A 21,830-nucleotide genomic window follows, 5' to 3' on the forward strand; every position below is an offset into this window, starting at 1 on the left:
GCTCATTGTTACCTATACTCACAATGAATCTGGTCCTGATACTGTTTCCCAGTATGAGGACCTCTTCCGAGACCGACACCACAGACGGCGTTCTCGCGGAGCAGCTGCTGCGCCTGACCCGGCGGCTCCACCGCATCCAGAAACGCCATCTGGAGCCGCTCGGCATCACTCCGGCCCAGTCCCGGCTGCTGCGCCTGGTCTCGCACTACGACCGGGAAGAGTCCCCCCGAATGGCGGATCTCGCCGCCCGCCTGGAGGTCGTGCCGCGCGCCGTCACCACCCTCGTGGACGGCCTGGAGGCCGCCGACTGCGTGCGGCGCGTGCCCGACCCCGCGAACCGGCGCGTCATAAGGATCGAACTCACCGACACCGGCCGCGCCACGCTGCGCCGCCTGCGCAACGCGCGAACCGACGCGGCGGAGGAGATCCTGGCTCCATTGACCGCCGACCAGCGCGAGGTGCTCGGCGGCCTGCTGAACGCTCTGGCGGACGCTCCCCCGGAGCGCCACTGCTGAGAAGCCGAGAAGGCGAGGGGCCGCACATGCCGCTGCTGGAACCGGACCCCGGTGCCCTGCGCCCGCGCGGCGTCGGCGGCCCCGCCCCCGACCGGGTGCCCGGGCACCGGTCGGCCGGCACGCCCGAGCCGCTGCGCACCGAGCTGTGCGAGCTGCTGGGCCCCGAGAAGGTGCTGTGGAAGGTGTCGGACCTCGTCCGCTACGCGTCCGACGCCTCGCCCTACCGGTTCGTCCCGCAGGTCGTGGTGATCGCCGAGGACATCGACGACGTCTCCGCGGTGCTCTCGTACGCCCACGGCAGACAGCGCGACGTCGTCTTCCGCGCCGCCGGGACCTCCCTCAACGGGCAGGCCCAGGGCGAGGACATCCTCGTCGACGTACGCCGCCACTGGGCCGGGATCGAGGTGCTCGACGACGGGCACCTCGCCCGCATCCGCCCCGGCACCACGGTCCTGCGGGCCAATGCCGCTCTCGCCCGGCACGGCCGGATCCTCGGCCCCGACCCGGCCAGCGCCATCGCCTGCACCCTCGGCGGGGTCGTCGCGAACAACGCCTCCGGGATGACGGCGGGGACCACGAGGAACTCGTACCGCACGCTCTCCTCCCTCACCTTCGTCCTGCCCGGCGGCACCGTCGTGGACACGGCCGACCCGATGGCCGACGAGGAGCTCGCGCGGGCCGAACCGGCGCTGTGCCACGGGCTGATGGAGATCAAGCGGGAGATCGAGGCCGATCCGGCCCTCGTCGCCCGCATCCGCGCCAAGTACGAGATCAAGAACACCACCGGCTACCGGCTCGACGCCTACCTCGACGGCAACACCCCCGTCGAGATCCTGCGCGGTCTGATGGTCGGGTCGGAGGGCACCCTCGGTTTCATCGCCGAGGTCGTCTTCGACACCCTGCCGCTGGACCGCGAACTCACCAGCGGCCTGCTGTTCTTCCCGTCGCTGACCGCCGCGGCGGCGGCCGTCCCCCGCTTCAACGAGGCGGGCGCCCTCGCCGTCGAGCTGATGGACGGCAACACCCTGCGCGCCTCGGTCAGCGTGGCGGGCGTCCCCGCCGACTGGGCGGACCTGCCCCGGGAAACGGCCGCGCTCCTGGTGGAGTTCCGCGCTCCGGACGAGACCGGCCGGGCGGCGTACGAGCGCCGGGCGGCCGAGGCCCTCGCCGGGCTGGACCTGGTCGCGCCGGTGGCCTCCGTCACCAACAGCTTCACCCGGGACCCGGGGACCATCTCCGGCTACTGGAAGGCCCGCAAGGCCTTCGTCACGGCGGTCGGCGGGGCCCGCGCCCCGGGCACCACCCTGATCACCGAGGACTTCGCGGTGCCGCCGTCCCGGCTCGCCGAGGCCTGCGAGGCCCTCCTGGAACTCCAGGCGCGGCACGGATTCGACGCCGCCGTCGCCGGTCACGCGGCCCACGGCAACCTGCACTTCCTGCTCGCCTTCGACGCCGCGGAACCCGCCGACGTCGAGCGGTACGCGGCGTTCATGGACGCGTTCTGCCGGCTCACCGTGGAGCGGTTCGACGGATCCCTGAAGGCCGAGCACTCCACCGGCCGCAACATGGCCCCCTATCTGGAACTGGAGTGGGGCCCCGCGGCCACCGAGCTGATGTGGCGCACGAAGCGCACCGTCGACCCGGACGGGGTGCTCGCCGCACGGGTCCTCCTCGACCGGGACCCGCGGGCCCACCTGCGCGGCCTGAAGACCATCCCGCGCGTGGAGGCCGTGGCCGACCCGTGCATCGAATGCGGGTTCTGCGAGCCCACCTGCCCCAGCGAGGACCTGACGACCACCCCCCGCCAACGGATCGTGCTGCGCCGCGAGATGATGCGTCAGCAGCCCGGCTCGCCGGTGCTCGGCGAACTCCTCGACGCCTACGGCTACGACGCCGTCGACACCTGCGCGGGCGACTCCACCTGCAAGCTCGCCTGCCCCGTCGGCATCGACACCGGCGCCCTGATGAAGGACTTCCGCCACCGGCGGCACGGGCCGCGCGAGGAACGGGCCGCCGCGCTCGCCGCGCAGCGGTTCGGGACCGTCGAGGCCGCCGCCCGGCTGGCGGTGTCCGCGGCCGCGAAACTGACCGGCCTGGTCGGGGACCGGCCGCTGGCGGCGCTCACCGGCGCCGCGCGCAAGGCCGTGCGGCCCGACCTGGTGCCGCGGTGGCTGCCGCAGATGCCGGGCGCCGCCGCGCGCAGACTGCCGGCCACCGAACGGGTGGGCGCCGCGGCCGTCTACTACCCGGCCTGCGTCAACCGCATCTTCGGCGGCCCCCGCGACCGGCCCGGCCCCTCCCTGCCGGAAGCCGTGGTCGCCGTGTCGCAGCGGGCCGGCCTCCCCGTGTGGATCCCCCACGACGTGACCGGCACCTGCTGCGCGACGATCTGGCACTCCAAGGGCTACGACGCGGGCAACCGCCTGATGGCGAACCGGATCGTCGAGGCCGCCTGGGGCTGGACGGCGGGCGGACGGCTGCCCCTCGTGGTCGACGCCTCCTCCTGCACCCTGGGCATCGCGCACGAGGTGGTCCCGTACCTGACCGAGGACAACCGGGCCCTGCACGCGGAGCTGCGGATCGTCGACTCGGTCGTGTGGGCGGCGCAGGACCTGCTGCCGCACCTGGAGATCCGCCGCACGGTGGCTTCGGCGGTGCTGCACCCCACCTGTTCCATGCAGCACCTGGGCGACGAGGCACAGCTGCGCACGGTGGCCGGGGCCTGCGCCCGCGAGGTGGTGGTCCCGGCCGAAGCGGGCTGCTGCGCCTTCGCGGGTGACCGCGGCATGCTGCATCCGGAGCTGACGGCCTCGGCCACGGCCCGCGAGGCCGGGGAGGTGACGGCGCGGGCCTTCGACGCGTACCTGTCGGCGAACCGGATGTGCGAGGTGGGCATGGAGCGGGCCACGGGCCGGAGCTACTGCTCCGCCCTGCTCGAACTGGAGCGCGCCACCCGTCCCTGAGCCCCGGCCCCGACCTGCTGCGACGTCGTCCGGCACGACCGAAAACCCCTTGGCGAAAGCCCCTGGCCAGCGGAAAATCGTTTGCCGCGGCCAGGTCCGGAAGACGAACCTTGCACTGTTTGAGCCACCCGACCAGTCATGAGGCGTCATGCAGATCAGCGATCTTCCGTATCCGGATCCCGGGGTGCCCGACGCCCGTTCAGGTCCGCGTCTCCTGGCCTGGCTGGGCCGGGGGCAGATCGGCGGTCAGCTCAAGAGCCTGGCCTGGGGCATGCTGCACTTCTCCGGGGTCGTCGGACTTCCGTACGCGATCGGGCTGGGCGTCGAGGCGGTCGTCGACCGCGACTCCGACCGCCTGCTGCTCGTCGGCGGGCTGCTCGTGCTGCTCGGCATCGCCATCGCCGTCGGCGACACGATGCTCCACCGCACGGCCGTCACCAACTGGATCACCGCCTCCGCACGCGTGCAGCAGCTGCTGGCGCGCAAGACGGCCGAGCTGGGCGCCGCCCTGACCCGCCGGGTCGCCGCGGGCGAGGTGGTGGCCGTGTCGACCGGTGACGTGGAGAAGATCGGCTGGTTCGTCGAGGCGGTCTCCCGCTTCCTCGCCGCCGCCTTCGCGGTCGTCCTCGTCTGCGTCGGCCTGCTGTTCTACGCACCCGAGCTGGGCGTCGTCGTGGCGATCGGCGTACCGGTGGTCGCGCTGGCGGCGCTGCCGCTGCTGCCCCGCGCCACCAAGCGCGCCGACGTGCAGCGTGAGAAGGCGGGCAGGGCCACCGAGCTGGCGTCCGACACCGTCGCGGGGCTGCGCGTCCTGCGCGGCATCGGCGGCGAGGAACTGTTCCTCAGCCGCTACCGCGAGGCCTCCCAGGACGTCCGCGAGGCGGCCGTGCGCAGTGCCCGGATGTGGGCGCTGATCTCCGCGATCCAGGTGCTCCTGCCGGGTGCGCTGATGATCACGGTGGTCTGGTACGGCTCCGCGCTGGTCCTGGACGGGCGCATCGAGGTGGGTGAACTCGTCGCCGCGTTCAGTGCGGTGGCCACGATGCTCTATCCGCTGCGGCACTTCGAGGAGATCGCCATGGCGTACTCCTTCTCCCGGCCCTCCGCCAAGCGGGCCGCCCGGGTGCTGGCCCTGACCCGGACGGACGCCGCCGGCGAGCGGCCCGCGTCGACCTCAACGTCCGCGTCCGCGTCCGCGGGGACGGTGCAGGCCCCGGCTCCGGGCGGGGACCTGTACGACCCGGGGACCGGACTGCTGGCCCCCGCCGGCCGCTTCACCGCCGTCGTGTGCGGGGACCCGGACCTGGCGGGGCGGCTCGCGGAGCGGCTCGGCGGCCACCCCATGGCCGAGGCGTCCGCGGAAGGCGGCGGACCTTCGGTCCTGCTCGGCGGGGTCGCACTCGACGAGCTCGCGCTGGACACCGCGCGCACGCTGGTCCTCGTACAGGACAAGGACCCCGTGCTGCTGTCCGGCACGCTGCGCGACCTGTTCGCCGTACCCGCCTCGGGAGCGGTCGAGGTGGCGGACGCCCTGGAGGCGGCCCAGTGCGCGGACGTCCTCCAGGCGCTGCTGCAGTCCGCCCCGGACGGCACCTCGGACCCGATGGACGCGCGGATCACCGAGCGGGGGCGCTCCCTGTCCGGCGGCCAGCGCCAGCGGCTCGCGCTGGCGCGGTCCCTGGTCACCGACCCGGAGGTGCTGGTGCTGGACGAGCCGACCTCGGCGGTCGACTCCCACACCGAGGCCCGGATCGCGGAGGGTGTCGCAGCCCTGCGCGCCGGTCGCACCACCGTGGTCATGGCCTCCTCGCCGCTGCTGCTGGACCGCGCCGACCGGGTCGTCCTCATCGACGAGGGCACGGTGGCCGCGGTCGGGACGCACCGGGAGCTGCTGCGCGACGAACCGCGCTACCGGGCGGTCGTCACCCGCGAGACGGAGGACGAGCAGGAGAGCGCCCGCCTGGAACTGGACCGGCTCGAAGAAGCACTCACAGAGATCGAGGAATCCGCATGATCGGCGTGGCGCCACCGGAGTACGATCCGGCGGCCCCCGAGACGGCCGCGACGCTGCCCGTGGGCACGTCGCAGACCGTACGGGCTTATGTGCGCGGCCTGTTCCGGCGCCACCGGCGGGCCTTCCTGGCGCTGGTGTCGGTCAACGCGGTCGCAGTGATCGCCTCCATGGTGGGCCCGTACCTGCTGGGCGGGGTCGTGGACGATCTCGCGGAGGGGGCGCGGGAGCTGCACCTGGGGCGCGTGGCGCTGCTGTTCGGCGGGGCGCTCGTGCTGCAGACGCTGTTCGTCCGGCTGGTCCGGCTGCGCGGCGCGATGCTGGGCGAGGAGATGCTGGCCGATCTGCGCGAGGACTTCCTCGTGCGGTCGGTGGCACTGCCGCCGGGCGTCCTGGAGCGGGCCGGCACCGGTGACCTGCTGTCGCGGATCACCACCGACATCGACCGGCTGGCCAACGCGATGCGCGAGGCCGTGCCGCAGCTGGCCATCGGCGTGGTGTGGGTGGGACTGCTGTTCGGCGCGCTCGCGGTCACCGCGCCGCCGCTGGCGCTGGCCGCGATGGTGGCGCTGCCGGTGATGGTCCTGGGCTGCCGCTGGTACTTCCGGCGGGCGCCGTCGGCGTACCGCTCGGAGGCCGCCGGTTACGCGGCGGTGGCGGCAGCGCTGACCGAGACGGTCGACGCGGGCCGTACGGTCGAGGCCCACCGTCTCGGGCGGGACCGGATCGCGCTCTCGGAGCGGCGGATCACCGAGTGGGTCGCGTGGGAGCGGTACACGCTGTTCCTGCGGTCGGTGCTCTTCCCCGTCATCAACGTCACCTATGTGACGATCCTCGGATCGGTGCTCCTCATCGGCGGCTACTGCGTGATCCAGGGCTGGATGTCGGTGGGACAGCTGACCACGGGTGCGCTGCTGGCGCAGATGATGGTCGATCCGATCGGCCTGATCCTGCGCTGGTACGACGAACTGCAGATCGCCCAGGTGTCGCTGGGCCGCCTGGTGGGCGTACGGGAGATCGAGCCGGACGCGGGCGACGCGAAGGTCGCGCCCGAGGGCCGGGGCGTGCGCGCGCAGGAGGTCCACTTCGGGTACCGGGAGGGCGTGGACGTCCTGCACGAGGTGTCGATGTCCGTGCCGCCGGGCACCCGGATGGCACTGGTCGGCCCTTCGGGCGCGGGCAAGTCCACCCTGGGCCGGCTGCTGGCGGGCATCTACGCACCCCGGACCGGCGAGGTCACCCTGGGCGGGGCCCGGCTGTCGCAGATGCCGGCGGAGCGGGTGCGTGAGCACGTGGCACTGGTCAACCAGGAGCACCACGTGTTCGTGGGCTCGCTGCGCGACAACCTGCGGCTGGCCCGGACGGGCGCCGCGGACGCGGAGCTCTGGGCTGCGCTGGGCGCGGTGGACGCGGAGGGCTGGGCGCGGGCCCTGGAGGCCGGCCTGGACACCGAGGTCGGCTCCGGTGGTACGGCGCTCACCCCGGCGCAGGCCCAGCAGGTGGCGCTGGCCAGGCTGGTGCTCGCGGATCCGCACACGCTGGTCCTGGACGAGGCCACCTCGCTGCTGGACCCGCGCGCCGCACGGCACTTGGAGCGTTCGCTGGCCCGGGTGCTGGACGGCCGTACGGTCATCGCGATCGCCCACCGGCTGCACACCGCGCACGACGCGGACGTCATCGCGGTGGTCGAGGGGGGCCGCATCAGCGAGCTCGGCTCCCACGACGACCTGGTCGCGGCGGACGGCGCCTACGCGGCCCTGTGGCGCTCCTGGCACGGCTGACCGGCCGTGGTCCCGGCCCGGCCCGGCCCGGCCCCTGACCGGGTCAGGGGCCGGGCCGGGTCTAGATGAAGCCGAGGGCCGAGGCCCCGCCGAAGCCTCCGAGCAGGAGGAAGACCGGCATCAGGACCTTGAGCTCGACCCAGCTGCCCGCGCGGAAGCGCATCATCTTGGGCGGGCCGATCGGGTACCAGCGCTTGCCCGCGATGGGGAGCGGCCACAGGATCGGGCAGCCGGAGACGGTCAGGGCGTCGCCGATGTCGTGCACCAGGGCGCCGAGGAGGATCGGCAGGCCCAGCCAGAGGTACTCCTGGCCGGGTGCGGTGAACAGCCAGCCCGCGCCGTTGCCGGGCTGGTCGAGCACGCCCGCCAGGATCCAGGCGCTGGTGGCGCCCAGCAGCCAGACGAGGATGTCGCTGGACATCCGGGCGGCCCGCCACAGCAGACCTTCCACGGCCAGCACCAGGTGGACGAAGAGGATCGCCAGCACGCCCCAGCGGTCGGCGCTCACGGCGATGGCGGAGGCGCCGCCGCCGATCAGGACCGCCCAGAGCCAGGTGTGCGTCAGGGTGCGGTGGCCGCCGGTGCGGCGGGCGTCCTTGGTGGAGCGGGTGGCCTTGTAGACCGCGTAGGAAATCTTGTCGACCACCTCGCACATGCCCTTGGAGAGGGGGCCGAAGGCGCGCGAGATCGTCGCCGACTTGTGGTCGAGGTCGGGAGCGAGGGCGGCGCCGGCGCAGATCAGCGCGCCGACGACGAGGACCGGCCACGGCATGGGGTGTCCGGCGGCCGCGGTCGCCGCCCCCACCCCCAGCCAGGCCGCTGCCCCGGACAGTGAGTGAGCCGGACCCATCATGGTCGTTCCCCGCCCCGGTGGTGTGCTGGTCGGGCCCCGTCGACGGTTCGTTCGGGCCGCATCGACGGCACAGCGTACCGTCGGTGATCTTCCTTCCGTCCGCCGGTTCCCTCATCCGGGGGGAAGCCAGGCAAGATGGGGGGTGTGACCCTCATTGATCAGCTCCCGCCGAACGCCGACCCCGACGCCCTCTTCGAGGCTTTCTCCTCGTGGGCGGAGGACCAGGGCATCACCCTGTACCCGGCTCAGGAGGAGGCGCTGATCGAGGTCGTCTCCGGGGCGAACGTGATCCTTTCCACCCCGACCGGCTCCGGCAAGAGCCTCGTCGCGGCGGGCGCCCACTTCACGGCCCTGGCCCAGGACAAGGTCACCTTCTACACCGCCCCCATCAAGGCACTGGTGTCGGAGAAGTTCTTCGACCTGTGCAAGCTCTTCGGCACCGAGAACGTCGGCATGCTGACCGGCGACGCCTCCGTGAACGCGGACGCCCCGGTGATCTGCTGCACCGCCGAGGTGCTGGCCTCCATCGCCCTGCGCGACGGCAAGCACGCCGACATCGGCCAGGTCGTGATGGACGAGTTCCACTTCTATGCGGAGCCGGACCGCGGCTGGGCCTGGCAGATCCCGCTGCTGGAGCTGCCGCAGGCGCAGTTCGTCCTGATGTCGGCGACCCTCGGCGACATGAAGCGGTTCGAGGAGGACCTGACCCGGCGCACGGGCCGGCCGACCTCCGTGGTCCGCTCCGCCACCCGGCCCGTCCCGCTGTCGTACGACTACGTGACGACGCCGATCACGGACACCATCACCGAGCTGCTGGAGACGCGGCAGGCGCCGGTCTACATCGTGCACTTCACGCAGGCCCAGGCCGTCGAGCGGGCCCAGTCGCTGATGAGCATCAACATGTGCACGCGCGAGGAGAAGGACAAGATCGCCGAGCTCATCGGCAACTTCCGCTTCACCACCAAGTTCGGCCAGAACCTCTCCCGCTACGTCCGGCACGGCATCGGCGTCCACCACGCCGGCATGCTGCCCAAGTACCGGCGGCTCGTCGAGAAGCTCGCCCAGGCCGGTCTGCTCAAGGTGATCTGCGGTACCGACACCCTCGGCGTCGGCGTCAACGTGCCGATCCGTACGGTGCTGTTCACCGCGCTCACCAAGTACGACGGCAACCGGGTCCGGACCCTGCGCGCCCGTGAGTTCCACCAGATCGCCGGACGGGCCGGCCGGGCCGGCTTCGACACGGCGGGCTACGTGGTCGCGCAGGCGCCCGAGCACGTCATCGAGAACGAGAAGGCCCTCGCGAAGGCCGGCGACGACCCGAAGAAGCGCCGCAAGGTGGTCCGCAAGAAGGCCCCCGAAGGCTTCGTCGCCTGGTCGGACACCACCTTCGAGAAGCTGATCGCCGCCGACCCCGAGCCGCTGACCTCGCGGTTCAAGGTCACCAACATCATGCTGCTGTCGGTCATCGCCCGGCCGGGCGACGCCTTCAAGGCGATGCGGCACCTCCTCGAGGACAACCACGAGCCGCGCAAGGCCCAGCTGCGGCACATCCGGCGGGCCATCGCGATCTACCGTTCGCTGCTGGACGGCGGAGTGGTCGAGAAGCTCGACACCCCGGACGCGGAGGGCCGCACCATCCGGCTCACGGTCGACCTCCAGCAGGACTTCGCGCTCAACCAGCCGCTGTCCACCTTCGCGCTGGCCTCCTTCGACCTGCTGGACCCCGAGTCCCCCTCCTACGCACTGGACATGGTGTCCGTCGTCGAGTCCACGCTGGACGACCCGCGCCAGATCCTGGCCGCCCAGCAGAACAAGGAACGCGGCATCGCGGTCGGCCAGATGAAGGCCGACGGGATCGAGTACGAGGAGCGGATGGAACGTCTCCAGGACGTCACCTATCCCAAGCCGCTCGAGGAACTGCTCCTCCACGCCTACGACGTGTACGCCAAGAGCCACCCCTGGGTCCGAGACCACCCCGTCTCCCCCAAGTCGATCATCCGCGACATGTACGAACGCGCGATGACCTTCACCGAGTTCACCTCCTTCTACGAGCTGGCCCGTACCGAGGGCATCGTGCTGCGCTACCTGGCCGGAGCGTTCAAGGCGCTGGACCACACCATCCCCGACGACCTCAAGTCCGAGGACCTCCAGGACCTGATCGCCTGGCTCGGCGAGCTGGTCCGCCAGGTGGACTCCAGCCTGCTGGACGAGTGGGAGCAGCTGGCGAACCCGGAGGTGGAGACGGCGGAGCAGGCCCAGGAGAAGGCCGACCAGGTCAAGCCGGTCACGGCGAACTCCCGCGCCTTCCGCGTCCTGGTCCGCAACGCCATGTTCCGCAGGGTGGAGCTGGCCGCGCTCGACCACGTGAACGTGCTGGGCGAGCTGGACGGCGAGTCCGGCTGGGACGCCGACGCCTGGGGCGACGCCCTGGACGGCTACTGGGACGAGTACGACGACCTGGGCACCGGCCCCGACGCCCGCGGCCCGAAGCTGCTCCAGATCGAGGAGGACCCGGCGCACGGCCTGTGGCGCGTCCGCCAGACCTTCGCCGACCCCAACGGGGACCATGGCTGGGGCATCAGCGCCGAGGTCGACCTCGCGGCCTCCGACGAGGAGGGACGGGCGGTCATCCGCGTCACCTCGGTCGGCGAACTCGGCGCGCTCTGACCGGACCCCCCGACCCGCCGGATCCTTTGGACCTGACAGTGGAGAACCCCTGATGACGAACCCGGCCGAGAGACTGGTCGATCTGCTCGATCTGGAGCAGATCGAGGTCAACATCTTCCGTGGCGCCAGCCCGCAGGAATCCCTCCAGCGCGTCTTCGGCGGCCAGGTGGCCGGGCAGGCACTGGTGGCCGCCGGCCGGACCACCGAGGGCGACCGTCCGGTCCACTCGCTGCACGCGTACTTCCTGCGCCCCGGCATCCCCGGGGTGCCGATCGTGTACCAGGTGGAGCGGGTGCGCGACGGGCGGTCCTTCACCACGCGCCGGGTCACCGCGGTCCAGCAGGGCAAGACGATCTTCAATCTCACCGCCTCCTTCCATCAGCCGGAGGAGGGCAGCATCGAGCACCAGCTGCCTCCTCGCCTCGACTTCCCCCACCCGGACGCGCTCCCCAAGGTCGCGGACGAGATCCGCGAGCACCTGGGGGCGCTGCCCGAGGCGCTGGAGCGGATGGCCCGCCGCCAGCCCTTCGACATCCGCTACGTGGACCGGCTCCGCTGGGCTCCCGAGGAGCTCAAGGACGCCGACCCCCGCAGCGCGGTGTGGATGCGCGCGGTCGGTCCACTGGGCGACGACCCGCTCGTGCACACCTGCGCCCTCACCTACGCCAGTGACATGACCCTCCTCGATGCCGTGCGCATCCCCGTGGAACCGCTGTGGGGCATGCGCGGCTTCGACATGGCTTCCCTGGACCACGCGATGTGGTTCCACCGGCCGTTCCGCGCCGACGAGTGGTTCCTGTACGACCAGGAGTCACCCATCGCGCACGGCGGCCGCGGCCTGGCCCGTGGCCGCATCTACGACCTGGAGGGCAGGCTGCTGGTCTCCGTGGTCCAGGAGGGCCTGTTCCGTCCGTACTCCCCGCGGCCGGCCACGCCGGCCGAGCCGTCCCCGAAGAGCTGAGCGCCCCCATGGCCACCCCGGTCCTCCCCTGCCCCTGCGGGCTGCCCGCCGCCTACCCGCAGTGCTGCGGCCGCTTTCACTCCGGCGCGCAGCAGGCGCCCACGGCCGAACTCCTGATGCGCTCGCGCTTCAGCGCCTTCTCCGTGGGCGACACCGCCTACCTGATGCGGTCCTGGCACCCCTCGACCCGCCCGGGCCGGCTCGACCTGGATCCCGGACAGCGCTGGGAGCGGCTGGAGATCCTCGGTACGGAACGCGGCGGGATGTTCGAGACCGAGGGCTCCGTGGAATTCCGGGCGCACTACCGCGAGGGACGGCACACCGGTTCGCTGCACGAGCTGAGCGGCTTCTCCCGCGAGGCAGGGGCCTGGGTCTACGTCGGCCCGCTCTCCCCCGTCGACTTCGACTGACCGCGGGCCCCGGTCAGGGCGAAGTCGAGGCTGGTGCGGTACCAGAGGGTCTCCTCCCCGGGCCCGGCCTTCAGCAGCGTCAGCGCCACGGCGGCCGCGGCCGGGGCCTGCGGGTGCCCGTACGGCGGGGGCGGGGCCAGGACGGCGAGCACGATCCGCTCCGCCGGGTCGGGCACGGCCTCCCGCAGTTCGTCCTCGGGGAGCACGCAGGCCAGGACGGCCGCGCGCTCCCACGGGTCGGCGGTCCGTCTGAGCAGCAGCCCGACATGCCTCGCCCGCCATCGCCGCGGGCGCAGATCGGCCCGGGCTGCGATCAGCTCCCGGTCCTCGGGCGGCGCTGTCCCGCGCAGCAGGGCGGGCTCCCGCTCGGCGAACTCCCTCAGCTCCGCGGCCAGGTAGAGCCACACGACGGCCCGGTAGCGGTTGATCCGGTACCCCACCGGTGTCAGGTGCCCGCAGCGCGCGAGCCGGGTGAACCGGCTGGGTCCGACCCCCAGGACCTCCGCTCCGGCGTCCGCACCCGCCACGGCCCTGACCTTCTCGCGCAGGGCGTGGGCCCCGCTCTCCGCCGGCAGGCCCGCTGCCGCTGCGACCCGGTCCAGCTCGGCCCGGGCGTACCGCGCGCCGCCGCCGGGAGCCGGCCGTCCGGCGCGCACGATCCCGAGCTGGACGGCCCGGGCGAACTCACTGCGGCTCAGGCCCAGTTCCCCGGCGGCCTGCACGCCGCCCACCAGCCCGTCCGCCTCCGGCGCCGGCTCCGGCCGCCCCTGCGCCCGCGCCGGCCGGCAGTCGGACTCGGCGTCCCGCAGCGCGGTCTCCATCTGCATCATCATCACGGTCTCCCCCACCAGAAGTGATTACTCTGTGTGAAGACCGTAACTCCGGGCGACGGCGTCCCGCGAGGCCTGTGGACAACTCCCGGAACCTGCCCCGGACCTGCCCCGGACCTGCCCCGGACCGCCGCGGATCGGGCCGTTCAGCCGCCCGTGATGCGCCGCTCCGCCACCCCGAGGTGCTCACCCACCCGGTTGACCAGCAGGGTCATCTCGTACGCGACCTGGCCGATGTCGGACTCGGCGGCGCTCAGCACGCACAGGCAACTGCCCGCGCCCGCCGCCATCACGAAGAGGACCCCCTCGTCGTACTCGACCATGGTCTGGCGCACCTCACCGGCCCGGAAGTGCCGCCCCGAACCCTTCGCCAGGCTCTGCAGACCGGCCGCCACGGCCGCCAGGTGTTCGGCGTCCTCCCGCGCGAGACCCGCGCTCGCCCCCGTGACCAGCCCGTCATTGGACAGCACCACCGCGTGACGCACCTGTTGGACCCTGCGCGTGAGGTCGTCGAGCAGCCAGTCGAGCTGCTTGTCCAGTGCCATTCCGAGCCCCTCCCCGTCGACGCGGCCGACATGGCCGCGCCCCGCCCCGCGTAGTCGTCCCGCCAGCCTTCCCCACCAGTGCCTTTCCGGCAAGGAGGATGTCCCCATGGCGAAGAAGATGACTCAAGAGGAATGGCGGACTTTCGTCTCCCACTCCACCCGCACCGGAAAGCTGTCCACCGTCCGCGAGGACGGAAGCCCCCACATCGCTCCCATCTGGTTCGTACTCGACGGTGACTCCTTCGTGTTCAACACCGGCAAGGACACCGTCAAGGGGCGCAATCTCGCCCGTGACGGCCGGGTCGCGCTCTGCGTGGACGACGACCGGCCGCCCTTCTCCTACGTCGTGCTCCAGGGCAGCGCCGAGATCAGCGAGTACGCGGACGGACCGGAGGAGATCCTGACCTGGGCCACGCGCATCGGCGCCCGCTACATGGGGGCGGAGCGGGCCGAGGCCTTCGGCCGCCGCAACGCCGTCCCCGGCGAACTCCTCGTCCGGGTGCCCATCGCGAAGGTGATCGCCCAGGCGGGCGTGGCCGACTGAACGGGCCGCGCCCCGGCCGGACCTGCGGGCCCGGTTCACACGGAGCCGGACTGCGGCTCCACCGAGTCCAGCAGCCGGGCGGTGTGCACCCGCCCGGCGTACTCGACCAGCCTGATCAGCACTTCCTTCCCCGAGTCCTTGTCCCGCGCATCGCACAGCACCACCGGTGTCCCCTGTTCCAGATCCAGCGCCCGGGACACCTCGTTCGCCCCGTAGCGCCGCGCCTGCGTGAAGCAGTTGACGGCCACGACGAACGGGATGCGCCGGTGCTCGAAGTAGTCCACCGCCGGGAAGCAGTCCTCCAGCCGCCGGGTGTCGGCGAGCACCACCGCGCCGAGAGCGCCCTGCGACAGCTCGTCCCACAGGAACCAGAAGCGGTCCTGTCCCGGGGTCCCGAACAGGTACAGCGACAGCCCCGACCGGATGGTGATCCGGCCGAAGTCCATGGCCACGGTGGTGGTCGTCTTCTGGTCCACCCCTCCCGTGTCGTCGACCAGTTCGCCCGCCTCGCTCAGCAGCTCCTCGGTCCGCAGCGGCCGGATCTCGCTCACCGCGCCCACCAGCGTGGTCTTCCCCACCCCGAAACCGCCCGCCACGAGGATCTTCAGCGCGAGCGAGGCCAGTTCGGTGTCGGCTTCGGCATCGTGTCGTCCCATCACAGTGCTCGCAATCCCTCGATGACTTCCCGCAGAATCCGCTCGTCCGGCAGCTGGGCGGGCGGTACCGGCCTGCTCACCTTGACGTGCCCGCCCTCCAGCAGGTCCCCGAGCAGGACCCGCACCACCCCCACCGGCAGATCGGCGTCGGCGGACAGCTCCGCCACCGACTGGGTCTCGGACCGGCAGAGTCCGAGCAGCGCCCGGTGCTCGGGGCCGAGCAGCGACTCGGCCGCCGCGTCGGTTCCCTCCGGGTCCACCACGACGAGGGCGATCAGGTCGAAGCGGACCCCGTGGGGTCCCGGCTTCGTCCGCCCGCCGGTCATCGCGTACGGACGGACGAGGGGGCCCGCGTCGGCGTCGTACCACTGGCCTTTCATGTGCCGGACCGCCGCCCTCAACCGGCGGCCGGCGGCTGCGCCGCGAACCTGGGCGGGGTGTAGAGGTGCTCGCCGACCCGCTTCACCAGCCGGGCCATCTCGTACGCGATCAGGCCGATGTCGGCGCTGGCAGCGCTGAGGACGGCCAGGCAGGAGCCGTCGCCCGCGGCCGCGACGAAGAGGAAGCCCTCGTCCATCTCGACCATCGTCTGGCGCACGCCTCCGGTGTGGAAGTGCCGGCCCGTGCCCTTGGCCAGGCTGTGGAAGCCGGAGGCCACGGCAGCCAGGTGCTCGGCGTCCTCCCGGCTCAGTGCGCTGGAGGCGCCGACCGCCAGACCGTCGTTGGACAGGACCACGGCGTGGCGGACCTCGCGGACCCGGACGACGAGGTCGTCCAGCAGCCAGTCCAGTTCACCCGACCGGCGGACGCCGTCGAGGTCGATCCTCTGGTGTTCGATCATCACACTTCTCCTTCGCTGCCTGCGTGAGGGGAGTTCTCCCGGGTACCGCGGGCCCAGCCGTCCCGGTAGGCCGCCATCCGGTCCCGCGCCTGCTCGGGGCTGCGGTCCGGCGCGTCCGCGGGGTGCCCGTCGCGCGCCGGGTCCTTGGCGGGGGGCGCCTCGCGCAGCTGGGGGACGAGGCTGGCCTGGCGCACCCGGCGCGGCAGTTCGGTCACCGAGGCCGGGGGCTGGCCGGGGGCGCCGTGGGCCGCGGACGGGTGGGTACGGGTGGCCGCGGGGCCGGACCCGCGCGGCCGGAGCGAAGCCACCGGAGCCGGACGCTGCTCCGGTGGGGCAGCGGCCCGGCCCTGCCCCAGAGGAGCATTCGCGGGCCCGGGAGCCCGGTCGTGCCCCTGGGGCCGGTCGCCGGGAGCGGCGGCCCGGTCGGGGGCCGGGCTCCGGTCGGGGGCCGGGCTCGTGTCGGGTGCTGAGGGCCGGTCGGGTGCTGAGGGCCGGCCCGGGGCCGCGATGCCGCGTACCTCGTCCCGTACCGTCGCCCCGGCGTGCGCGTCCTCCCGTACGACGGTCATGGCGGGTGCCTGCTCCGCCCGCGGCGCCCGCGCGTCGTGGCGGTCCGGGCGGCGGACCGGCATCTCGGCCGGCTGCTCGGGGGCCGCGGCTCCGGCAGTGATGGCGCTCTGGAGCAGGGAGTTGGGCAGCAGGACCACGGCGGTGGTGCCACCGTAGGGCGACGTGCGCAGGTGCACCTTCACACCGTGGCGGGCCGAGAGGCGGCTGACCACGAAGAGCCCGAGCCGGTCACTGTCGAAGAGGTCGAGCGCCTCGGACTGCTCGATGCGGCGGTTGGCGTCGGTCAGCGTCTCCCGGCCCATGCCGAGCCCGCGGTCCTCGACCTCCAGGACGTAGCCCGCACCGACGGGCTCGCCGCTGACGCGGACCTTGGTGTGCGGCGGGGAGAACTGGGCCGCGTTCTCGATGAGTTCGGCGAGCAGGTGGGTCAGGTCGGCCACGGCTCCGCCGACGACCGCGGCCTCGGCGAGCTGACGGACCTCGACGCGCGGGTAGTCCTCGATCTCGGAGACGGCCGCCCGGACCACGTTCGTCAGCGGGACCGGCAGCCGCCAGGCCCGGCCGGGCGCGGCGCCGGAGAGGATGATCAGGCTCTCGGCGTGCCTGCGCATCCGGGTGGTGAGGTGGTCGAGACGGAAGAGGTCGCCGAGCTCGTTCGGGTCGTCGGCGCGCCGTTCCATCGAGTCGAGCAGGGTGAGCTGCTTGTGCACCAGGACCTGGCTGCGCCGGGCGAGGTTGACGAACACGCCGGAGACCCCGCTGGCCAGTTCCGCCCGCTCCACCGCGGCGCTGAGGGCGGCCCGGTGGACGGTGGCGAGGGCCTCGCCGACCTGGGTGATCTCGTCGTCGGCCGGAGGTCCGGGCGGTGCCTCCGCCTCGACGTCGATGTCCCGCCCCGCCCGCAGCCGGTCCATGGCGTCGGGAAGTTTGCGGTGGGCGATCTCCAGGGCGGTGTTGCGCAGGGAGACGAGTTCGACGACCAGGGCGCGGCCGATGCGCACCGAGATGAAGAGGGAGGCGGCCACGGCGGCCAGGCCGAGCAGTACGGCGGCGCCCGCGGGGCTCAGCGCTCCTTCGGCGAACGGGTCCGCGCGGTCGGCGGCCGCGGTGTGCGCGGCCTCGTCGATCTCCCGCATCGCGGCGCCGATGCCGGTGTGGGCGGCCTCCCAGCCCTGCGGGGCTCCCACCGCGTCCCGGGAGGTCCCGGCGGCCAGCGCCCGGTCCTCGGCGCCGGTGAGGTCGGCGTAGGCGGCGCTCTTGGCCACGGACTGCCATGCGGTCTGCTGGGCCGCGGGGAGGTCCGCGGTGGCGTCGGCGGTCAGGAAGCGGCGGGTCTCGACGGCGCCGGTCAGGCGGCGGACCGTTTCGGCAGAACGCGGGCCCGGCAGCGCCAGCAGTGCGTCCTCCCGGGAGAGGAACTCGCGGGCGCGGGCGAATTCGAGCAGCACGCGGGCGTCGGGGCCGAGTTCGGCATCCTGTCCGTCGGAAAGGGAGCCGACGACGGCGAGGGCCGAATCGACCACGCGCGTGTAGATCTCGAACGCCGCCTCCGGCGTGGCCCGGCGGCCGGCGATGTCCTTGCGTTGCGCGGTGAGCGCGTCGGCGGCGGCGACGAAGGCGTCCAGGCGGACCACCACATCGGTGCGGTAGCCGCCGGAGTCGGCGACGGTGTGCTGTTCGCCCAGGCGCAGCCGCTGGACGGCCGCGTCGGTACGGCGGGTCTGCTGGTCCAGGGCGGCGCCCGGGTCCGCGGCGGGATCGGCCAGCAGGCGGACCGCGGCGCGCCGTTCGGCCTGGAGCTCGGTGACGGCGGCGGAGACGGGGGTGCGTATCTCCGCGTCGACCTGCTGGACGCGGCTGAGCCGGGCGATGTCCTGGGCGGTGCTGACGGTGGCGAAGCCCCAGAGGGCGAGCAGCGAGACGACGGGGACCATCAGGAGGGAGACGATCTTGGCCCGTACGGTGCGGGGGCGCAGTCGCAGCCGGGGGCCGTCGCCGTGGACCGGCTCGGGGGCGCCCTGGGGGGTGCGGCGCAGCGGCGGTTCCTCGGCCGGCGGCCCGGCGTGGGCCCGGCGGCCGCGGGCCGCAGGCGCGGGCAGCCGCGGCGCCGCTGCGTCCGTATTTCTGCGGGGTGTGCGCATGGGCTCCTCGTTCCGGGGCGCTACGTGCCGGTGCGGTGGTGGGCGGCTGGGGTGCGAAGCGGTGGTGCGGAGGGGGCAGAGGCAGTCGGGGGCGTGCGGTCCCGGTTCAGTGCGCGGCGACCCGCTGGTCCCCCAGGTGCTGTGCGGAGGCGGAGGCGGCGCGTTCGTCAGCGGTCGGGGACAGCGCGACGAAGGCGGAGGTGATGAACAGGTAGGAACCGAGTCCGACGGCGAGGGGGAAGATGAACTGCATGGCCGTGGCCCCCGGCAGGGCGCCGTCCGAGGGGGTGACGCTGACGCCGACGGCCATCATTCCGGTGTAGTGCATGCTGCTGACCGCGGCGCCCATCACGAGGGAGGCGACGGCGACCGCCACCGGTGCCTTGATGTTGAGCGCGGCCCACAGGGCCGCCGTGGCGGCCACGACGGCGATGGCCACGGAGAGGCCGACGGCGAGAGGCTCGTACGATATGTCCCCGTGCAGGCGCAGGGCCGCCATGCCGAGGTAGTGCATGCTGGCGACGCCCAGACCGGTGGTGAGGCCGCCGAGTACGAGGGCCCGGCCGCGGTCCTTGCCGTAGCCGACGGCGAAGACCCCCGCGCCGACGACCAGCATGGCGACCAGCAGGCTGAGGATGGTCAGCGGCACGTTGTAGTGGATCTCGGTGCCGGTGACGTCGAAGCCGAGCATGGCGACGAAGTGCATCGTCCAGATGCCGGTTCCGATGGCGGAGGCCGCGGTGAGGAGCCAGTTGCGGCGGGAGGATCCGGTCGCGGCGAGCGCGCGGACGGTGCAGCGCAGGCCGAGGGCGGCGCCGATCGATGCCATCACGTATGACAGCGCGGGTGTCAGCCAGCCATAGGCGGCGTGGTCCAGGTGTCCCATGGCCACGGGACGCTAGTCCGGGTGAGGGCGCGAACAAGGGGCGCATTTCGAAAGACGCTGGAACTGCTGGAATATGACAGAGCTACGTTCAACTCCGATCACGCCACGTACCACCTTGCACACGGTCCGCACGCACAGGGGCGCGCGCCGGTGCGGGATCATGGGCTCATGAGCGAAGACCACACACACGTGCAGGAGTTCTTCGGGGCGCGCGCCGCCGACTGGGACCGCAAGTTCCCCTCGGACGGACCCGCCTTCGCCACCGCCGTGGCCGAGTTCGGGCTGCGCCCCGGTGACCGCGTGCTCGACGCGGGCTGCGGCACCGGGCGGGCACTGAGCCCGCTGCGCGCCGCCGTCGGGCCCTCCGGGCTCGTGCTCGGGGCCGACCTCACCCCGCAGATGCTGACCGCCGCGCAGCAGGCCGGGCGCGCCGCCGAGGGCGCGCTGCTGCTCGCGGACGTGGCGAGGCTGCCCCTGCGGGACGCGGCGCTCGACGCGGTGTTCGCCGCGGGGCTCATCGCCCACCTGCCCGATCCGGGGCGGAACCTGCGCGAACTGGCCCGGGTGGTCCGCCCCGGCGGCCGGCTCGCGCTCTTCCACCCGATCGGGCGCGCGGCCCTCGCCGCCCGCCACGGCCGCGAGCTGACCCCGCAGGACATGCGGGCCGAGCACAACCTCGGCCCGCTGCTGGCCGGTTCGGGCTGGGAGATGACCTCGTACGCCGACGAGGACGAGCGCTTCCTCGTGGTCGCGCTCCGCACGTCCTGACCCCGGGGGTCAGGACGGGGGCTGGGCCTCGGCCCCGGCCGGCCTGCGGGGCGGCGGCACGGGGCAGCCGCCCGCGCCGGGCACCGGGAAGGTGCCGAGTTCGCCCACGTCGTAGCCGCCGGGGTAGCTCTTGATCTCCGGGTTCTGCCGCCCGTAGTGCGGCTCCTTGCGCGGGGGCAGCAGCCGCACAGCCCTCCCGCGCAGCCGCAGCGCGCCCCGGACCAGCCGCCGGACCCGGGGGTGGGGGCGCTCGAAGCGGAAGGCCTCCAGCAGCGGCTCGTCCAGCAGGGCGAGGCTCGCGCCGCGCACCGCGGGGGCGAGCGGCGCCGGGTACCAGGAGGCCATCAGGCCGAGGGTGGCGTCCGCGACCTCGCGGGCGCCCGCGTCCCAGCCGAAGTGCTCCTTCTCGTAGGCGTCCAGGGTGGCCTCGAACTCCTCGAAGGAACCCGGGACCTCCTTGATGCCCAGGTGGCGGCCGAGCGTGGCGTAGTAGTTCGCCGAGGCGCGGCGCTCGTGACCGGTCAGCGCGCGCCAGCCGTACGCGTCCAGCCAGCGCGCCGGAATCACCACGAAGGTGCACAGGACGTACCGCATGTCCTCGTCGGAGATGTCGTAGCTTCGGTGCATCTGGTTGACGCGGCGGATCGCGGTGCGCGCGGTGTCGCTCTCGAAGCCGTGCTCCACCACCGCGTCGAGGAGCAGCGCCGTGTCGTCGTAGCGCTTCTGGGTCCGGGCGGTGAACTCGGCGGTCTCGGCGAGCAGCCCCCCGATGGCGGGCACGGCGTAGGTGCGGAACAGGGCGAGTTCCAGGGCCCGGGTGAAGTCCCACGGGAACTCGTACGTCGCGCTGAGCCGGTAGATGGCGAGGAAATCCTTGTCGGGATCGAGCCGGAGGATCTCCCTCAGCCGGTCGTAACGCTGCACCGGGTGCCCCTTTCTGTGGCGGGGTCCCAACTCTACGTGCAGGTAGCAGCCTTGGAAATCGTCACCTGCGGGCTCTCGACGCGCGGGTTACCCGCTGGTTAGGGTGCGCCGACGAGAGAGCTACCGGGAGGCCACGTGTCCGACGACGAGGGGGGCGGCTCGCTGTACGTGCTGACCGCCGTACTGCTGACCCCCGCGCAGTTCCCGGGCGTCCTGGGCGACGATTTCCCCGCGGCCTGCTCGCAGCTCGGCGTGGAGCCGTCCGGCGAGGGGTACGGGCTGGTGCTGGGCCAGGACGAGGAGGGCGCGCGCTGGACGGTCGTCGTGGACGACGTCTCGCTCGTGGCGACCGCGATCGCCTCCTGGGACTGCGGGATGGACTACGACCTCTCGCCCGACGAACGGACGATCGTGGTCTCGCTCGCGGGCTGGCCCCTCGACCTGTCGGTGGCCGCCCAGGGCATCCCGGAACCGCACGATCCGGAGCAGGGCGCGGACGGCACGGGCCGGGTTCCCCTCGCTCCCCCCTCGGCGGAGGCCTGGGGTCCGGTGCAGCGGCGCATGGGCGCGGACCAGATCGCCCGCGAGTGGGCGGACTGGCACGAGCGGGTGGCGGCGGACGGCGGGGCCGCGGCGGCCGCGCATCCGGGTCTGGCGCGGGCGCTCGACGAGGCGCTGGAGTACACACGGACGCCGCCGCCGCCCGGCCGGGTGCGGTCCTCGTTCGCGGGCGGGGGGGCGCGGACGCTGCGGGCGGACGGCCCCGGCTGGTCGCTGGTGGCCCGCACCGACGGCAACGCCTTCGTCCTGCTGGACGAGGAGCCGAGCGAGGTACTGCCGGTCCCCCACGACGGGGAGCCGGGACTGGCGCAGCTGCTGGCCGCGCTGGACGGCGTCGCCGTGCGCCCGGCCTGACGGACGGGCGGACGGGTGGGCGGACGGACGGACGGGTGGGCGGACGGAC

The 21,830-nt window shown here is 73.2% G+C and carries 19 protein-coding genes; 10 read left to right on the forward strand and 9 right to left on the reverse strand.

The features are described from left to right. Window positions 1–53: 53 nt before the first annotated feature. The 4 genes from IO30_RS0110955 (at window position 54) to IO30_RS0110970 (ending at window position 7,270) form a co-directional block, all read left to right on the forward strand. Window positions 54–515 (forward strand): MarR family winged helix-turn-helix transcriptional regulator, encoded by a 462-nt coding sequence (locus IO30_RS0110955; protein ID WP_031141749.1) that lies wholly within the window; start codon window positions 54–56, stop codon window positions 513–515. Window positions 516–541: 26 nt separating this feature from the next. Continuing rightward, the gene (locus IO30_RS0110960; protein ID WP_031141751.1) at window positions 542–3,478 is read left to right on the forward strand and encodes an FAD-binding and (Fe-S)-binding domain-containing protein; all 2,937 of its coding nucleotides are present in this window, start codon (window positions 542–544) and stop codon (window positions 3,476–3,478) included. A 148-nt stretch (window positions 3,479–3,626) separates the two neighbouring features. Then, on the forward strand, window positions 3,627–5,492 hold the full coding sequence (locus IO30_RS0110965) for an ABC transporter transmembrane domain-containing protein (protein ID WP_031141753.1): 1,866 nt from the start codon (window positions 3,627–3,629) through the stop codon (window positions 5,490–5,492). After that, window positions 5,489–7,270, forward strand: coding sequence for an ABC transporter ATP-binding protein (locus IO30_RS0110970; protein ID WP_031141755.1), 1,782 nt, complete (start codon window positions 5,489–5,491; stop codon window positions 7,268–7,270). Before IO30_RS0110965 ends, IO30_RS0110970 begins: the two co-directional genes overlap by 4 nt. 61 nt (window positions 7,271–7,331) lie before the next feature. Here the strand turns inward: IO30_RS0110970 and IO30_RS0110975 are convergent, their stop codons facing one another. Next, window positions 7,332–8,123, reverse strand: coding sequence for a metal-dependent hydrolase (locus IO30_RS0110975; protein WP_031141757.1), 792 nt, complete (start codon window positions 8,121–8,123; stop codon window positions 7,332–7,334). A gap of 144 nt (window positions 8,124–8,267) precedes the next feature. On the opposite strand from IO30_RS0110975, the gene IO30_RS0110980 reads away from it, so the two are divergent. Genes IO30_RS0110980 through IO30_RS0110990 form a run of 3 tightly spaced genes read left to right on the forward strand, consistent with a single transcriptional unit; the run spans window position 8,268 to window position 12,161 of the window. Next, window positions 8,268–10,790 carry a DEAD/DEAH box helicase gene (locus tag IO30_RS0110980; protein WP_031141759.1) on the forward strand — a complete coding sequence of 841 codons (2,523 nt, stop codon included), beginning with the start codon at window positions 8,268–8,270 and terminating at the stop codon, window positions 10,788–10,790. Window positions 10,791–10,842: 52 nt separating this feature from the next. Continuing rightward, on the forward strand, window positions 10,843–11,751 hold the full coding sequence (locus IO30_RS0110985) for an acyl-CoA thioesterase (protein ID WP_031141761.1): 909 nt from the start codon (window positions 10,843–10,845) through the stop codon (window positions 11,749–11,751). An 8-nt stretch (window positions 11,752–11,759) separates the two neighbouring features. After that, window positions 11,760–12,161, forward strand: coding sequence for a YchJ family protein (locus IO30_RS0110990; protein WP_031141763.1), 402 nt, complete (start codon window positions 11,760–11,762; stop codon window positions 12,159–12,161). Here IO30_RS0110990 and IO30_RS0110995 read toward each other — a convergent pair. Together IO30_RS0110995 and IO30_RS0111000 are read right to left on the reverse strand one after the other, a co-directional pair. Beyond that, entirely contained in the window at window positions 12,125–12,994 is an 870-nt protein-coding gene (locus IO30_RS0110995) for a DUF6397 family protein (RefSeq protein ID WP_157853177.1), read from the reverse strand. The genes IO30_RS0110990 and IO30_RS0110995 overlap by 37 nt on opposite strands. A 143-nt stretch (window positions 12,995–13,137) precedes the next feature. Continuing rightward, window positions 13,138–13,536 (reverse strand): roadblock/LC7 domain-containing protein, encoded by a 399-nt coding sequence (locus IO30_RS0111000; RefSeq protein ID WP_031141767.1) that lies wholly within the window; start codon window positions 13,534–13,536, stop codon window positions 13,138–13,140. A 106-nt stretch (window positions 13,537–13,642) separates the two neighbouring features. On the opposite strand from IO30_RS0111000, the gene IO30_RS0111005 reads away from it, so the two are divergent. Then, a complete protein-coding gene (locus tag IO30_RS0111005) occupies window positions 13,643–14,080 on the forward strand; it encodes a PPOX class F420-dependent oxidoreductase (protein ID WP_031141769.1) in 438 nt (145 codons plus the stop codon). 35 nt (window positions 14,081–14,115) lie between these two features. Here IO30_RS0111005 and IO30_RS0111010 read toward each other — a convergent pair whose 3' ends face one another. The 5 genes from IO30_RS0111010 to IO30_RS0111030 all read right to left on the reverse strand — a co-directional run bounded on the left by IO30_RS0111010 (window position 14,116) and on the right by IO30_RS0111030 (window position 19,174). Further along, window positions 14,116–14,736 carry a GTP-binding protein gene (locus IO30_RS0111010; protein ID WP_031141771.1) on the reverse strand — a complete coding sequence of 207 codons (621 nt, stop codon included), beginning with the start codon at window positions 14,734–14,736 and terminating at the stop codon, window positions 14,116–14,118. Beyond that, window positions 14,736–15,116 (reverse strand): DUF742 domain-containing protein, encoded by a 381-nt coding sequence (locus IO30_RS0111015; protein WP_031141773.1) that lies wholly within the window; start codon window positions 15,114–15,116, stop codon window positions 14,736–14,738. Before IO30_RS0111015 ends, IO30_RS0111010 begins: the two co-directional genes overlap by 1 nt. A 17-nt stretch (window positions 15,117–15,133) precedes the next feature. Beyond that, window positions 15,134–15,577 carry a roadblock/LC7 domain-containing protein gene (locus tag IO30_RS0111020; protein WP_031141774.1) on the reverse strand — a complete coding sequence of 148 codons (444 nt, stop codon included), beginning with the start codon at window positions 15,575–15,577 and terminating at the stop codon, window positions 15,134–15,136. Next, on the reverse strand, window positions 15,577–18,288 hold the full coding sequence (locus IO30_RS0111025) for a sensor histidine kinase (protein WP_031141776.1): 2,712 nt from the start codon (window positions 18,286–18,288) through the stop codon (window positions 15,577–15,579). The genes IO30_RS0111020 and IO30_RS0111025 overlap by 1 nt, the downstream gene beginning before the upstream one ends. A 106-nt stretch (window positions 18,289–18,394) precedes the next feature. Continuing rightward, window positions 18,395–19,174, reverse strand: coding sequence for an MHYT domain-containing protein (locus IO30_RS0111030; protein ID WP_031141778.1), 780 nt, complete (start codon window positions 19,172–19,174; stop codon window positions 18,395–18,397). 168 nt (window positions 19,175–19,342) lie between these two features. Here IO30_RS0111030 and IO30_RS0111035 point away from each other — a divergent pair, with 168 nt between their 5' ends. Continuing rightward, entirely contained in the window at window positions 19,343–19,942 is a 600-nt protein-coding gene (locus IO30_RS0111035; RefSeq protein ID WP_031141780.1) for a class I SAM-dependent methyltransferase, read from the forward strand. A gap of 9 nt (window positions 19,943–19,951) precedes the next feature. Here IO30_RS0111035 and IO30_RS0111040 read toward each other — a convergent pair whose 3' ends face one another. Beyond that, the gene (locus tag IO30_RS0111040) at window positions 19,952–20,866 is read right to left on the reverse strand and encodes an oxygenase MpaB family protein (protein ID WP_031141782.1); all 915 of its coding nucleotides are present in this window, start codon (window positions 20,864–20,866) and stop codon (window positions 19,952–19,954) included. Window positions 20,867–21,001: 135 nt separating this feature from the next. Between IO30_RS0111040 and IO30_RS0111045 the strand changes: the two genes are divergently transcribed. Beyond that, the gene (locus IO30_RS0111045; RefSeq protein ID WP_031141783.1) at window positions 21,002–21,781 is read left to right on the forward strand and encodes a hypothetical protein; all 780 of its coding nucleotides are present in this window, start codon (window positions 21,002–21,004) and stop codon (window positions 21,779–21,781) included. Window positions 21,782–21,830 lie beyond the last annotated feature (49 nt).

The organism is Streptomyces xanthophaeus (genome assembly GCF_000725805.1).
Lineage (GTDB): Bacteria > Actinomycetota > Actinomycetes > Streptomycetales > Streptomycetaceae > Streptomyces > Streptomyces xanthophaeus.

What these genes read in the sequence shown, in the direction of transcription:
- IO30_RS0110955 (WP_031141749.1), top strand. Translation starts at nt 54, where the DNA reads ATGAGGACCTCTTCCGAGACCGACACCACAGACGGCGTTCTCGCGGAG.
- IO30_RS0110960 (WP_031141751.1), top strand. Translation starts at nt 542, where the DNA reads ATGCCGCTGCTGGAACCGGACCCCGGTGCCCTGCGCCCGCGCGGCGTC.
- IO30_RS0110965 (WP_031141753.1), top strand. Translation starts at nt 3,627, where the DNA reads ATGCAGATCAGCGATCTTCCGTATCCGGATCCCGGGGTGCCCGACGCC.
- IO30_RS0110970 (WP_031141755.1), top strand. Translation starts at nt 5,489, where the DNA reads ATGATCGGCGTGGCGCCACCGGAGTACGATCCGGCGGCCCCCGAGACG.
- IO30_RS0110975 (WP_031141757.1), bottom strand. Translation starts at nt 8,123, where the DNA reads ATGATGGGTCCGGCTCACTCACTGTCCGGGGCAGCGGCCTGGCTGGGG.
- IO30_RS0110985 (WP_031141761.1), top strand. Translation starts at nt 10,843, where the DNA reads ATGACGAACCCGGCCGAGAGACTGGTCGATCTGCTCGATCTGGAGCAG.
- IO30_RS0110990 (WP_031141763.1), top strand. Translation starts at nt 11,760, where the DNA reads ATGGCCACCCCGGTCCTCCCCTGCCCCTGCGGGCTGCCCGCCGCCTAC.
- IO30_RS0110995 (WP_157853177.1), bottom strand. Translation starts at nt 12,994, where the DNA reads ATGATGATGCAGATGGAGACCGCGCTGCGGGACGCCGAGTCCGACTGC.
- IO30_RS0111000 (WP_031141767.1), bottom strand. Translation starts at nt 13,536, where the DNA reads ATGGCACTGGACAAGCAGCTCGACTGGCTGCTCGACGACCTCACGCGC.
- IO30_RS0111005 (WP_031141769.1), top strand. Translation starts at nt 13,643, where the DNA reads ATGGCGAAGAAGATGACTCAAGAGGAATGGCGGACTTTCGTCTCCCAC.
- IO30_RS0111010 (WP_031141771.1), bottom strand. Translation starts at nt 14,736, where the DNA reads ATGGGACGACACGATGCCGAAGCCGACACCGAACTGGCCTCGCTCGCG.
- IO30_RS0111015 (WP_031141773.1), bottom strand. Translation starts at nt 15,116, where the DNA reads ATGAAAGGCCAGTGGTACGACGCCGACGCGGGCCCCCTCGTCCGTCCG.
- IO30_RS0111020 (WP_031141774.1), bottom strand. Translation starts at nt 15,577, where the DNA reads ATGATCGAACACCAGAGGATCGACCTCGACGGCGTCCGCCGGTCGGGT.
- IO30_RS0111025 (WP_031141776.1), bottom strand. Translation starts at nt 18,288, where the DNA reads ATGCGCACACCCCGCAGAAATACGGACGCAGCGGCGCCGCGGCTGCCC.
- IO30_RS0111030 (WP_031141778.1), bottom strand. Translation starts at nt 19,174, where the DNA reads ATGGGACACCTGGACCACGCCGCCTATGGCTGGCTGACACCCGCGCTG.
- IO30_RS0111035 (WP_031141780.1), top strand. Translation starts at nt 19,343, where the DNA reads ATGAGCGAAGACCACACACACGTGCAGGAGTTCTTCGGGGCGCGCGCC.